Annotated in this window: 9 protein-coding genes and 1 pseudogene; 3 read left to right on the plus strand and 7 right to left on the minus strand. The window is 43.1% G+C overall.

The window, feature by feature from the left end; genetic code table 11:
* Nucleotides 1-7: 7 nt before the first annotated feature.
* Together malF and malE (L4D78_RS12800) are read right to left on the minus strand one after the other, a co-directional pair.
* The gene (gene malF / locus L4D78_RS12795) at nt 8-1,588 is read right to left on the minus strand and encodes a maltose ABC transporter permease MalF (protein ID WP_428467281.1); all 1,581 of its coding nucleotides are present in this window, start codon (nt 1,586-1,588) and stop codon (nt 8-10) included.
* A 65-nt stretch (nt 1,589-1,653) separates the two neighbouring features.
* Nucleotides 1,654-2,835 (minus strand): maltose/maltodextrin ABC transporter substrate-binding protein MalE, encoded by a 1,182-nt coding sequence (gene malE / locus L4D78_RS12800; protein ID WP_428467282.1) that lies wholly within the window; start codon nt 2,833-2,835, stop codon nt 1,654-1,656.
* Between the two features lie 610 nt (nt 2,836-3,445).
* Between malE (L4D78_RS12800) and malK the strand changes: the two genes are divergently transcribed.
* The 3 genes and pseudogenes from malK to L4D78_RS12815 all read left to right on the plus strand — a co-directional run bounded on the left by malK (nt 3,446) and on the right by L4D78_RS12815 (nt 5,823).
* On the plus strand, nt 3,446-4,555 hold the full coding sequence (malK, locus tag L4D78_RS12805; RefSeq protein ID WP_428467283.1) for a maltose/maltodextrin ABC transporter ATP-binding protein MalK: 1,110 nt from the start codon (nt 3,446-3,448) through the stop codon (nt 4,553-4,555).
* A gap of 173 nt (nt 4,556-4,728) precedes the next feature.
* Nucleotides 4,729-5,529, plus strand: a pseudogene (locus tag L4D78_RS12810) (alpha/beta hydrolase).
* Between the two features lie 111 nt (nt 5,530-5,640).
* Entirely contained in the window at nt 5,641-5,823 is a 183-nt protein-coding gene (locus L4D78_RS12815; protein ID WP_428467284.1) for a hypothetical protein, read from the plus strand.
* A 129-nt stretch (nt 5,824-5,952) separates the two neighbouring features.
* On the opposite strand, the gene L4D78_RS12820 is transcribed toward L4D78_RS12815, so the two are convergent.
* The 5 genes from L4D78_RS12820 to L4D78_RS12840 form a co-directional block, all read right to left on the minus strand.
* A complete protein-coding gene (locus L4D78_RS12820) occupies nt 5,953-8,760 on the minus strand; it encodes an amylo-alpha-1,6-glucosidase (protein ID WP_428467285.1) in 2,808 nt (935 codons plus the stop codon).
* A 124-nt stretch (nt 8,761-8,884) separates the two neighbouring features.
* Complete coding sequence (gene malE / locus L4D78_RS12825) at nt 8,885-10,069, minus strand: maltose/maltodextrin ABC transporter substrate-binding protein MalE (protein WP_428467367.1); 1,185 nt, start codon at nt 10,067-10,069, stop codon at nt 8,885-8,887.
* Between the two features lie 211 nt (nt 10,070-10,280).
* Nucleotides 10,281-11,468 carry a potassium/proton antiporter gene (locus L4D78_RS12830; RefSeq protein ID WP_428467286.1) on the minus strand — a complete coding sequence of 396 codons (1,188 nt, stop codon included), beginning with the start codon at nt 11,466-11,468 and terminating at the stop codon, nt 10,281-10,283.
* Between the two features lie 233 nt (nt 11,469-11,701).
* Nucleotides 11,702-13,522, minus strand: coding sequence for an alpha-amylase family protein (locus tag L4D78_RS12835; protein ID WP_428467287.1), 1,821 nt, complete (start codon nt 13,520-13,522; stop codon nt 11,702-11,704).
* A 132-nt stretch (nt 13,523-13,654) separates the two neighbouring features.
* Nucleotides 13,655-14,536 (minus strand): MalM family protein, encoded by an 882-nt coding sequence (locus L4D78_RS12840; RefSeq protein WP_428467288.1) that lies wholly within the window; start codon nt 14,534-14,536, stop codon nt 13,655-13,657.
* Nucleotides 14,537-14,562: the final 26 nt, after the last annotated feature.

The raw sequence follows: 14,562 nt of genomic DNA on the forward strand, positions 1-14,562 counted from the left end.
TTTCTCCTTAGTCCTGTTCAAGCTTAGTGTTAGTAAATTTCAGGTTAAGTAGTGCCATACCACCGACCAATAGGAAGATAATTGTTGCGATTGCACCAGCTAGACCGAAGTCTTGACCACCACCGCCTTCAAAAGCAATACGGTAGGTATAACTTACTAGCAAGTCGGTATAACCTGCAGGCTCTGACGTGCCCACCATATTTGGACCACCAGACGTTAGTAGCTGAATCATTACAAAGTTATTGAAGTTAAAAGCAAAGCTGGCAATCAGTAGCGGTGTCAGCGGCTTGATCAACATTGGTAATGTAATGTTGAAGAAGTTCTGGATTGGTCCTGCACCATCGATAGCAGAGGCTTCATACAAGTCATCAGGAATCGACTTTAACAGACCCATGCATAGGATCATCATGTAAGGGAAACCTAACCAAGTGTTCACCATTACAACCATCACTCGTGCCATAATCGGGTCAGAGAACCATGAAGGCTTAATACCAAACATCGCTTCCAACAGCATGTTTATCTCACCAAAGCTTTGATTGAACAAACCCTTGAAAATCAAAATCGAGATAAACGATGGTACCGCGTATGGAAGAATCAAAAGTACTCGGTAGATACCGCTACCTTTCAGTGGCTCCCACTGCACGATACAAGCTAATACCATGCCTAATGCTAATGTCAGTGCAACCGCTAAGAAGGCGAAGACAATCGTCCAAATAAAGATACCAAAGAAAGGTTCTTTTATGCCGTCATCGGTCATTACACGTTCAAAGTTCGCAGCGCCAACACCAACAACAAATCCTGGTGAAATAGGCTTATCCGTAAACTGACCGCTGTCATCAACCGGTTGATAAAAACCAATTTCCATATTCGGTTTAAACAACTGATGAGTTTGGTTATTCAGCAGTGTTTCACCGTCATCTTGGAGGGTAAACAGTGGCACTTCTGCAGCAAACTTACGTAAGCCACTCATGCGGATTTCATCACCGTTCGGCATGCCAAGCTCAATTGAGCTTAAGTTTGCACGGTTCTGAACAATGGTTCTGATAATTTCTTTTTCGCCCTGAACAACATCTACTTGACGTAAATTCATTTGCTCATCTGCAGGCGGATTCGCAAGATCAAACACATCGGAAGCGAGTAAATCACCATTTGCTTTTATGATTAGCTGGTGACCATTATCAACCTTGTAAAGATCAAAGCCATAGCTTTCACCCGCAAGGAATGACCGTTGTTGGAGCACCGATTGTGCCCGCTCCATAGAAAGCTGATTCGATGCACTATAGTTGGTAAACGCTAGCCCAACCGTATAAATAAGCGGGAATATAATGAACACAATCATCCCGGCAATGCCCGGATAAATATAGCGATGAGCGTAGGTTTTCTTACTTCCGAAAATATAAAGAGCAAGTGCTGTTAGAACAACGGTAAGAAGTGCAAAAGGAAATTCACCTTGTGCGTACATCAACACAGTAGCATAACCATTAACCGAACCGATCATGCCAAGAAGTGACCATTTCAGCCACTTACGATAATTTAATTTTGGACTTTCTTGAGAATCTAAAAGTCCTGCACCTTGAACTGACTGCATCTCAGCTCCCTGCTAGCAAAATGACAAATAAAAATAGGGAGAGTTACCTCTCCCCGTAAAAGGAGTTACTTAACAATGTGGCCTGCGGCTGCATCTAGCGCATCATCAACGCTTTGGCGACCATCAACAACATTCTGAATCGCGTTACCTTGCGCATACCAGAAAGCTGTCATTTGTGGAACGTTTGGCATGATTTCGCCGTTCATTGCATTATTCATTGTTGCTGCAATGCGGGCATCTTTATCAAGCGTCTGCTGGAAAGATTTAAGTGCTACAGCACCCAGTGGCTTATCTGCATCAACTTGTGCTAAACCTTCGTTAGTCAGTAGGTAGTTCTCAATAAACTCAACCGCTAGATCTTTATTAGGTGAAACAGCACTGATACCAGCGGTTAATACGCCGACGAAAGGCTTAGAAGGGTTGCCATTAAGCTTAGGAAGAAGTGCTACGCCGTAATCGATGCCAGATTTCTCAATGTTGCCCCAAGACCATGGGCCATTGATTGTCATTGCAACCGTACCTTTGTTGAATTCAGCTTCGGCGATGCTGTAATCCATATCAGGAGAGATAACGTTCTTATCAACGAGTGACTTGATGAAGTTCATGCCGTATTTCGCACCAGCATTGTTAACACCAACATCTTTTACGTCATAGCCGTTCGCAGTGAACTTGAATGCGTAACCACCGTCAGCCGTTAGAATTGGCCATGTAAAGAACGGTTCTTTTAAGTTCCACATGATGGCTTTTTTGCCATCTTTTTGCAGCGCTTTATCTAATGCTTCAATGTCTTCCCAGTTTTTAGGTGGGTTCGGCACTAGGTCTTTATTATAAATAAGAGAAAGTGCTTCAACAGCAACAGGGTAACCTACGTACTTACCATCGTATTGAACAGCATCCCATGTGAAATCAATGATTTTATCTTTCATTTCTTGAGATGGGTTAATGTCAGCAAGTAGACCTGCTTTTGCGTATCCGCCGAAACGGTCGTGTGCCCAAAAAACGATATCAGGGCCATCACCTGCCGCTGCAACCTGTGGGAAACGCTCTGCTAGGTTGTCTGGAAAAGCAACAGTCACTTTAACGCCTGTATCTTCTTCAAACTGTTTACCTACTTCGGCCAAGCCGTTGTAACCTTTGTCACCATTAATCCAAATGGTAAGTTGACCTTCTTCTATAGCGGCGTGTGCAGAAACAGAACCTAAAGCAGCAAGGGTACAAAATGCGACTGTGCTGAGGACTTTCTTCATTGTTAACATCCTTCATGATTGTTATTGGCTGTATCACAGAGCACGCTCTGCAACACAATTTTCAGGCTATATAATCCATCAGTATCAAGCCTATGGCATCATCCTGTGTTCTACGCCCCCACCCCTTAAGTGTGAAAATCGTGATCTACGTCGTTTCGATTAGTGATGCAGCTCTAATAACGACTTTCGATTGTGATACACCGCACATATTACTTGTAATAAATCTTCCATTCAGCCCTGTGACGAACAAAGTGTGATCCAAGTACTCCTCCCCCCCTCATCCCCCTTTTTATTTATTGATAAGGAGGATGTTTCTGTTCCTATAGTGAGCAAAAATACAAAACATACCCAACAGGGTAGTTGAAGAGCTTCACTGCTTATTTGAAACTGTTTTTTACAGTAACCAATTTTTTAGAGACGACAGCACCATTTTATTTCTTGGGGAAGTAAGTAAATTGGATTTTAGTCAGGGTAGTCGTCTATTCCCGTAAATGAATAGACGTTTCTACCCGTTTTTTCTTCAACTTCACTGAAAAATTCTTTACCAGCAAGGTAACGCACGAATATCATGTGGCCTTGCTGGCAACAACAACTTAGAGGAATAGGCTCGATGGCGAGTGTTACTTTACGAAATGTATGTAAAGCATATGGAGATAACCTGATTTCCAAAAATGTCGATCTCGACATCGCTGAAGGGGAATTTGTAGTATTTGTTGGTCCATCGGGTTGTGGTAAATCAACCCTTCTACGTTGTATCGCAGGTCTTGAAGATATTACATCTGGTGACTTATACATCGGCGATAAGCATATGAATGACACACCACCTTCTGAGCGTGGTGTAGGCATGGTATTCCAGTCTTACGCACTTTACCCGCACCTTAACCTATTCGACAATATGTCGTTTGGTATGAAGTTAGCGAAAGCAGATAAAGATGAAACTAAACGCCGCGTTGACCATGCAGCAGAGATCCTTCAATTAGGCCACCTACTAGAACGTAAGCCAAAAGCCCTATCTGGCGGTCAGCGTCAGCGTGTTGCTATTGGTCGTACATTGGTTTCTCAGCCGAATGTTTTCCTACTTGATGAACCACTATCTAACCTTGATGCAGCTTTACGTGTTCAAATGCGTATTGAAATTGCAAAACTGCACAAGCAACTTGGTTCAACCATGATCTACGTTACGCATGATCAAGTTGAAGCAATGACCATGGCTCAGAAGATTGTTGTACTTGATGATGGCTTCGTCTCACAAGTTGGCAAACCACTCGAGTTATACCATTACCCAAAAAACCGTTTTGTTGCTGGCTTTATTGGCTCACCAAAAATGAACTTTATGAGCGTGTTCATTGAACAAGTTGAAGCTGAGCGCGTCATGGTTCAAATGGCTGACGGCAATGCATTTTGGATTCAAGTTGACGGCTCGACCGTGACCAAAGGCGACCGAATGTCACTGGGTATCCGTCCTGAGCATCTTGTTCCTTGTGAAGACGGTGATGCTTGTATTGAAGGTACAGTACAAGTTGTTGAAAAGTTGGGTTATGAAACTCAAGCGTATATTCATCTTGATCACATGGATGCTGATTTTATCTACCGTCGTCCTGACACATTAGACATTGAAGCCGGTGATAGTTTTAAAATCGGTCTTCCTGCTCACCGCTGTCACTTATTCCACAGTGATGGCCGCGCTTGCCAGCGTTTATACAAAGAACCTGGCGCGTAACGCTCTCCCCCCTCTTTAATATAAAGAGTACAGATAAAAGTAAAGGCGCTGTCGATTCTCATCACTGCGCCTTTTTTGTCCTTCTTCATTGACCTAAAAAGCACAGAGACGCGATGTTTTTTGACCCAAATACCAAACGTTACGATGCAAGCAGGATGGTCACTATTGCAAATATGCCTATCCCCCAGCTCAACCGGCAACGTACTGTTCGTATCTACTTGCCAGTTGATTACTTTACTAGCGAACAATCCTATCCCGTGCTCTATATGCATGACGGGCAGAATGTTTTTGAGCCCGAGCTTTGTATTGCAGGGGCTAGCTAGCAGGCGGCTGAACACTTTGATGCCTTACAGGCTACAGGCAAAACTGCGGGTATCATTGTCGTTGCAGTCGATTGCAGTAAGGCTCGAGGGAATCTAGGACGACGTGATGAATACTCACCTTGGCCCTTTTCGCCAATCGATGAATTATCGGGTTGGCATGAAGCGAGCTTAACGCAAGGAGGGGAAGGAAAAGCGTATTGTGACTTTCTGGTGAATACATTAAAGCCATACATTGATACTCATTACCGTAGTATGCCCTCTCGTGAACATACCGCCATCGCAGGTAGCTCGATGGGGGGATTCATCAGCCTATACGCAATCCTCCAGTACCAAGACACATTTTCCAAAGCTGGGATTTTCTCTCCCGCTTTTTGGTTTTCAGCTAAGCCAATGAAGACGTTTATTCATAACAAAAAAATCAGCCAACCCATCGATATTTATATGGATATTGGCACTAATGAAACAAGTGATGCAAGTAATCCAGCCTTCCCATCACTTTATCATGATCTTGCTCTCGACGTAGCTAACCAATTCAGCGCGAAATCAAAGCAGCTTCACTGTGAATTTCATATTGATAAAGGCGGTATTCATAGTGAATGCGCTTGGGCTTCACGCTTCCCAGCAATGATTGAACAATTTTACGTAAAGTGATCCAAACCTGATAAGGGACAGTTTAGATTCTAGGTGGAACAAGCCCACAACAGCTCCTAAACTCAAAAATGAAACCGTGAAGCAGTCAGTTTCAAAATGGAGGATCGTGCCATGAGCAGCCATGACAGAATCGAAGATATCGAACAACGTATCGATTTATCTTATAACGATGGGAATTATCAGGAAGCAAAAGCCTTAGAAGCCAAATTAAACCAGCTTAGAGGGAACCATAGCTTATACGATAACAATGAGCCCTACTCCATCGAAGGGCGTACCTTCATGGAGAATGACTAAGCCAATAAACCATGCTGCTCCTTATACCCTGTGACTTAGGTATATATCCGCTTGACCGACGACCATAAAAAAGCGCTGCCAATGGCAGCGCTTTCACTTTGATTCAAAAATACAGTTCGTGAATAATATTTAGTCTATCGCTTGAGCGAGGTTGGCTCGTTCAACTTGTCGCTGTAATACGTGCTGTTTTTGTAATACCGGAAATTCGATACTTGTATCAGGTTGTGCAAATTCAAGTTCTCCGATAACAGAGGAAAAGCTAGGTTGAGAAAGTACTAAGCGAACCGGCAGGCCATTTAAAAACGCTGTTGCGCTTATCGGATCAAAATCGACCTTCGCCGGCAATTCGTCCGAGTTCACCATCAAACAGTACTTAGCTTTATCTTCAGCAACTAGGATCAGTTCTATTTGTTCTGTAGCTGGTTGCTGGTAATCAAATTCAAAACGTTGAAGATGACCTTCTGCTAATTGATAGCTTACAACCAACGCATTTGATTGACCAAACCTCAACACTGCATCACAGTGCTGCCAGCTTGTTGGCAAGCACGGTGATAACACGACTTTTCCAGATAATAACTCAGGCTTAAAACCAAGATAATCTTGATATCCGTTACGCGTAAACTCAGAGACTGACCACGCTTGTGCGTAAGTACCTGTTGTCGTTAACCCTCCTTGCTCATTCAAGAATGCATCGAGATTTTCACTCATTGCGCCTCGGTGACCAATATTGAGGATCTGATCTGCAAGATTTTTGGTTAACTCATAAGCGAAATCTGCATAGCCATATTGAATCAGGCTCGACACGGTAAACCCAGCATTCCAGCCCCAGATAGTACCATTATGGTAAGCCGCATCTTTATGGTATTCATCCCGATTAGCGTGGTACGGATGGAAAATAGGATCATGTTGCGACAACGATGTGATCCCCCACGGGAACAGCAGCTCGCTCACTGCATTTTTGACAACCTTAGCCCCTACGCTTTTCTCTACTAAGCTATTATCAAATGGGACTGTTACCGTCATTAACTGGTTTGAACGCACTTGCAGATCACGTTGATCATCTTGATATAAACGATCGGCTAAGCGTGACTGTTGCTGATCCCAAAATAGCAATTGAAAGCTTTGACTAACCTTGTCAGCCATTTTCTGATAGTGCTCGGTATTTTGTTCATCACCATTTAGCTTCGCCAATTCGACGGCAACAATTAAACTTGTGTACCATAAAGCCTGAATATCATTTGCACGTGTGCCCCGCGCCGACCACGGTAACTTGCCTTCCAGCTTGGCATCCATCCAAGTATCAGGATCTCGGTGTGTCATCAAGCCGTACTGATCAAGATAATTTTTTTCAATACCCGCGATATAGGTCTGTACAACAGGGTACACCGCTTTTGCGTAGTCTTTATCACCGCTATAACGTAAATAGTCCCAAATCTCACGTACCATCCACGGCGTACCATCGGTCGTGTTATAGATAATATTGGTTAGGCTAGTCACACGGTTGGGGATCCGGCCATAATTAACACTGTCTTGGTCAGCTAGCTGCATTGAAGCAAAATTATCAATAATGGTTTTAGCATCATCAAAATCACCATTAACTAGCGTAATACCCGGGACAGCAATGAAAGAGTCACGCCCCCAGCAGTCTTTAAACCAAGGTAAACCTGCCCAAATTCCCTTCCCGAATTCATTGGAAACAAACACCTTGCCCGCTGCTTTTGCCCACATTAATGCGCGGTTATATTCAATATCTGATGTCCAAACATACGAATGTGTCAACATGTCATACACTTGTTGTCTGTGAGTTACCTCGCCATCTTGCTTTAATAGGCTATTTGCATGCGCAATAGCTTCTTCTTCCGTTTCTGCGAATGTGAGATACACCGTCATCTCGCTAACCGCATCAACTGAAGTAACTAGTGGTTTAGTGTGATGCCCACTTAAGTGAACAACCTCTTTTAGGGCTGGCATTGCCTCAAACGTTGTTTCTATAAACTGATGTGACTGATTGGCGCAAATTGCAATGAAAGAAGGTGTACCAGCTTGACGTAATTGCGGCGCAATACAGTAAACTACACCATGCTCAAAGCTAACCACTTCCGAGCTGTCCATTGCGATATTAAGCTGAGGTGCAACCGATAAATGCGCTGGCTCTGGTGATGTTACCTTAATCGCAGCACTACGCTGGCCTGAAGCTTGCCCTGAAAGCAGCATAAAGGTTTCTTGAGCGCCATTATCAAAGTAGTGGGTGACACCATAAGGTAAAATATCTGCATAAGTCGCCGCTGTTTTATCATTGATCTCGCCACCAGCGAAAGTTGCACAACAGCCAAGATACCAACCTTGTTTATGACGATACTTACCCGTGGCGACATAACCATGAGTCATGCCATCAAAATAACCATCAATATTGTCACCAAATACATACGGTGCTGGTTGCTCAACTCGGATCGCTAGTTGCTCAAACAACGCTGCCGGAGCTAGCACCTTATCCCCTTTCGCCTCCAGCTCAGATCTACCTGCCTCTACAACATGCTTCGACTTAAAAAGAACGCGTGTTGGTTCACAGTCATTATTCTCTCCACCAGAGGCAATTATCAACATCTGATCATTATCAGATACCGTCATAGTTACAGTATATAAACCAGTATCAGGCGCGTTGAACGTGAGATCATTACCGATCCCCTTAGCTGGGATCAAAGTCTGCGACTGGTCTAGCCGGCATTCAACCGCTTTAAACTTATCAGCAGAAAAACACAATGCTTCACTGCCCTGTTGATCAGAAATTTTAAAGCTATGTACATCTGCCGAGAAGCAGATCACAGCTTCGTAGCAGCCATTTCCAACATATACCATCGGGGTATCATCCCCCCAGCCATTAAAGGTGCCTTTAACATACATCTGTTCACTAAAAGGCGCTTTCTCTATCGTGTTCACTATCATTAGTTCCAAAATGAAGTCGGTATAACCAATAAATGATTGGTTTATACAAAAAACGCAGCCCCTAAATTCATAGGAGGCTGCGCATTGTTAATATTGATGCCTATTCATTACCATAAGCTTATCTTAGGATCTGAATTACCGCGGTATCTAAAGCTTCTTGTGCTGTTTGGCGACCAAGTAAGGCATTCTCAATCGCTGCACCTTCAGCAAACCAATAAGGTGTCATCTCTGGAATATTCGGCATGATCTCGCCATTTTCAGCATTGATCATCGAAGCTGCAATACGGCTATCTTTTTCAAGCTCTTGCTGGAATGACTTTAACGTCACCGCACCTAACGGTTTGTCATCATTCACTTTTGCCAAACCATCATTAGTGATCAAGTAGTTTTCTAAGAATTCAACAGACAAGTCCACATTCGGGCTTGCCGCATTAATACCAGCGCTTAATACACCAACAAATGGGTTCGACTTACCACCATCTAATGTCGGGAAAACAGCAACGCCGTAATTCAGGTTCGACTTTTCAAGGTTAGCCCACGACCAAGGGCCGTTAATCGTCATGGCAACATTGCCCTTGTTGAACTCAGCTTCAGATACGGCGTAGTCCATATCTGCAGACACAACACCTTTATTAGCAAGATCAACCAAGAAACTTAAGCCAGCAACGCCTGCTTCGTTATTGATACCAACTTGCTTACCATCAAAACCGTTTTCAGTTTTCTTGAAAGCATAACCACCATTGGCAGAAATCATTGGCCACGTGAAGTAAGCATTCTTTATATCCCACATGATGGCTTTCTTACCTTTCGCCGCCATTTCTTTTTCAATAGCGTAGAGCTCTTCCCATGTTTTAGGTGGCTCAGATAATAGGTCCTTATTGTAAATAAGCGATGGTGACTCTAAAGCAATTGGATAACCGATCAATTTTCCGTCATAGGTCACTGCGTCCCAACTAAAATCAACCAATTTATCTTTAAATTCTTGAGAAGGATTTATCTCAGCCAACAAGCCGGATTTAGCATAACCACCAAAACGGTCATGAGCCCAAAAGATAATGTCTGGACCACCACCTGTCGCAGCAACTTGCTGGAATTTAGCTTCCAGTGTGTCAGGGTACTGAACGTTAACTTTTACACCCGTATCTTCTTCAAATTGGCGACCGACTTCGGCTAGGCCTTCATAGCCTTTATCACCGTTAATCCAAATAAGAATTTCACCTTCTTGCATTGCAGAAGCAGCCATAGGGAAAGCCAGAGCGGCGGTTAACGAGCATAGAGCGAACGATTTCATCACACGTTTCATTGTCATTTTCCATCATTTTTATTTAATACAGGCATTTTCCTCCTCCCACTGAAGATGAGCATCATCCCTCCGCCTACGCCCCCTACGCCTTTAATCCAACTCTGTGAAATTGAACACATTTATTCGTTATTGGTTATWTTCATGATTTCAAAAAAAACGGCGAAGAAATTATTTCTTCGCCGTCTTATAAAAATAAATTGTCTAACGATTATTACTTATCGTTAAGCCCTAGTTTATTAGACAAGGGTTCAATGGCCCAGCCTTGCAACATGACCGATATCAATACAATGAAAAACACCATATGCATCATCTCTTGCGCGCCGGCGACACCAGCCGAGGCAGGGATCAACGCAAACACAATCGGTGTGGCTCCTTTCAGGCCAATAGCCGAAATAAAGCACTTCTTCTTAAGCGATACCTTCCTAAATGGTAAATAAGTTAAAAATACCGCGGCAGGTCGAGCAATAAATATTAGTGCGATGGCAGGTAGTATCGCCGAGACAATATCTGCAAATAGCTCTTTTGGAAAAAATTGTAATCCGAGAATGATAAACATCAGCGCTTGTGCAAGCCATGAGAGGCTATTAAAGAAGTGTTTACTGACTTCTCTACCACGCTTCAATTCATTTCCAATAAATACACCTGCAACATAGGATGCAATTAGGATATTTCCACCAAGTAGATCACTACCGTAAGCAGCGATAAAAAAGCTTGCCAAAATAAAGACAGGAATCAAGCCGTATTCTTCCAGCTTGATTTTATTCAGTAGCCAAACACAACACCATCCAATCAAATATCCCGCACCCAGTCCAACAACGACTTGCTGAACTAATTCAATGCCTATCTGCATGCCAGTGACGGGTTGCCCAGTGTTAACTAGCATCTCAGTTAAAATAGCGACCATTAATAACGCAACGGGGTCATTGGTAGCAGACTCAAACTCCAAGACTGTGTCTGTACTTTCTTTTAATTTAAGTTTTTTGGACTCTAGAATTGAGAAAACGGCAGCAGCATCGGTCGACGAAACGACCGCAGCAAAAAGCATACACGTTAGAATATTGAAATCGGTAATAAAATATAGCAAGCCACCAAAGATAACTGTGGTTAGTAAGACACCGACGGTAGAAAGCAGCCCGCCTTCTTTATAGGCGACTTTAATACTGGCTTTGGACGTGTTTAACCCACCAACAAACACTATGATATTAAGCGCTAGCGAGCCGATAAATGACGTTAATGCTAAATCATCATAGACAAAATTAAACTCACCATTACCAAATAACAAACCTACGCCAATGAAAATAAGCAATGAAGGTAAGCCCAGCGTCTTTGATGGCTTGTGAAGTAGGATACCAACGGCGATCAATGCAGCCATCCCTAACATAATTAACTCTGTGCTCAATAGACTTCTCCCTACAATGCAGATAAATAACAATCTAGTAACGTTAATTGTATCATGCACTATATTGAATGCAGGTTAACGATTACTAACAAGCTCAAATAAATCATGCAATAATGTGTTACTAATTGTAATTTATTGGCATTTTGACCTAATTTTTTAAGATTCAATCCATTATTAATAAAAATACAAAAAAAAGCCGCTAAAATAAGCGGCTTATATAAATCAATTTGTCATCACTTCAAGGACAGTATTCGGCTGTCCAACGGCTGTATATCTAAGGTTATACTCCCTATCCCAGCTTCTACGGTTAAAGTGGCATTATGCCGTTTGTATAGCACCTCTTGCAGCTGATAGCTGCCATCATCTAGCTGCCAGCTATCAATTAAAGAAGCCGGTAAATACACTGTCACTTCACCTTGCGTCTTATCAGCGAAGTTTGCCAGCACAATTAACTTTTGCTCTTCATCAAATCGACTAAATGTGAACAGTTGATCAGTGTAACCTTCACTATGCTCTCGATTAAATGTGTGCAGCTCTTGGTATTCGCCCATCAACGCTGTGCTTTCTAATGAAAAGCTCAGCAGTCGCTGATAAAAATCGCGTAGCTCACGCTCGTTTTCAGTCAGCTGACCACCGTCAAACGCACCGTTGTTCATCCAACGCTGATGACTAGGTACACCGAAATAATCAAAAATTGTGGTACGAGACGCTAAACCAAAACCGGCATCTTCAGCCCCCGCTTCTCCAACTTCCTGACCAAAATAGATCATGGTCGGTGAGGTACTTAATGCAGTGGAAACCAACATTGCTGGCTTGCCCTTATTGGCATTGCCTGCAAATTCTGGGCTCGCGACACGCTGCTCATCATGGTTGTCCAAAAAATGCAGCATATGGTGCTCAATATCCATAAGCTGTGCCTGCACATCTACGATCGCATCCGTCGTCCCCTTACCCTGCATCACAAGTTTCAGTGTGTCGTATAAGTCCACTTTATCGTATAAATAGTCCATTTTCCCAAGGTGGATATAATCGCGGTAGAGATCTGGTTGGTATACCTCGGCCATTAAAAAAGCATCAGAGTTAACCTGTTTAATCGACGAATTCATATAGCTCCAGAACTCGACAGGTACCATCTCGGCCATGTCATAACGGAAACCATCCACTCCCATCGCAAGCCAGTACAATGCTATATCGCGAAACTTGACCCACGAATCAGGTACGCTACGCTGCTGCCAAAATTCAAAGTGGGCAGCATGATCTTGTTTATCATAACCTTCAGGTAGCTCATCAAAATCTTTGCTGCCATCAGGACTAATACCGTAGTTGACCTTAACGGTTTCATACCAGTCATCAAAGTCTGGCTGAGCCAAACGTGAACCATTTCCCGTCCATTTAGCTGGCTTTTCGATAAAAGGAACGGCTAGGCTTGGATGCTCTTTCCCACCTAAAGGTTGGTAGCCATCTTTTGGCACGGGCATGGTGAACGCTTCATTTGGAATATAGTAGAAGTTGTTATCACGGTGGTATGCAATCGTGCTGTCATCTGACGCACCAAAGTCTTCCACACCTTTAGGGTTCGTTAGCCCTTGGTAGCGCCTAGCAACATGATTAGGCACGATATCAATGATCACCTTTAAACCATTACGGTGGCTTCGCTCAATCAATGCTTGAAACTCTTCAAGGCGATTGGCGGGATCAACCGCAAGATCTGGGTTTACGTTATAGTAATCTTTCACCGCATATGGCGATCCTGCACGGCCCTTGACCACGCTCGGATGATCATTACCAATACCATATTCGCTATAGTCACGAACGAGGGCATGATGAGGCACACCGGTATACCAAATATGTGAAACGCCCAACTGTTTAATTTCACGTAATGCCTTGTCGGTGAAATCATTGAACTTACCAATGCCATTTTCTTCTAGGGTTCCCCAAGGCTTATTCGTGGTATTGGTATTGCCAAATAATCGGGTGAACACTTGGTACACCACTTCTTTCTTGGACTTGAGAGAGCAATTCTCGTAGAGATTAGAATGCTTAAGATTTGTCATGAATAATAACTCAGGCGAAAAGAAATAGATAAGAGAGCGGGCAAGCGAGTGCTTGCCCGGTAAACCCGAATGTATACAGAGTGAGGATTCAAAACACCCTGAAATGACGGGAATAAAAATTAAAATGAAACCTTACTTTTTGATCAGTTCCAAAAACGTTGCTTCAGCACTGCTTGAACCAGCACGCTTCGCCTCTTCCATTAAAGACAACGCTTTTTGCATATCGTTATTCTTAACTGCGGCTTCTATCTGACTGTTATAAAAAGCTTCGCTTTCAGGCAGCATTTGAACCGATGTTGCCGCTACAGCAGCTTCTACTGGTGCTTTAGATTGTGATGGCACCTGTTTTACAGGTTCAGCTTTGACTGAGTTTGGCACTTCATTCGCACGATAAGAGCGAAGTGCTAATGGTTTTAAGTCCAATTCAAGAGAGCCAAATTTTTGATGCTGGATAATTGGGTCAGTCACCATTGGACGCGCTAAACCTAACTCTTCCGCACGAATACGCTCAGGGTGAGGTATCTGAATTTCACCTTCTCGATACTCAAGCGGAGAATAAACAACCATATATGGTGTCGACGATTGATCCAACGTTAAACGAGTACGGTAGCTAGATAAGCGGAACATATCTGAAGGTGCAACGGTGAATTGGTCTAGCTCTATAGTATCGACAATCTGAAAGTCACGGCTCAGTAGCAGTACCTTTGGTGCAAACACACCGGTACTTCGCATCCAGCTTTTCAAATTAACTTGCATTCTTTCTACGTTTTCAGGTAATGCAAACCCTGCGAAAAAGCTCTTTCCTTCAGCAAAGTCTCCAACCTGAGAGTATTCATCTATGGCAAAGTCTATGCTGTCACCGTTCATCGGAATCCAAGCGAATTCACTGAAAGTAGAACAACATGCTTGTTTTGTAACTGTTACATCTTTAACTATTTCTGTGGATGGGGAATTGGCACAGCCCAATAGTGTTGCCGCAAGCAAAGCCGCAATGGTAGTTTTTATAATTTTCATTTTTTCTCCAATACCCTTTAACTATT

The organism is Photobacterium minamisatsumaniensis (genome assembly GCF_050336695.1).
Taxonomy (GTDB): Bacteria; Pseudomonadota; Gammaproteobacteria; order Enterobacterales; family Vibrionaceae; genus Photobacterium; species Photobacterium minamisatsumaniensis.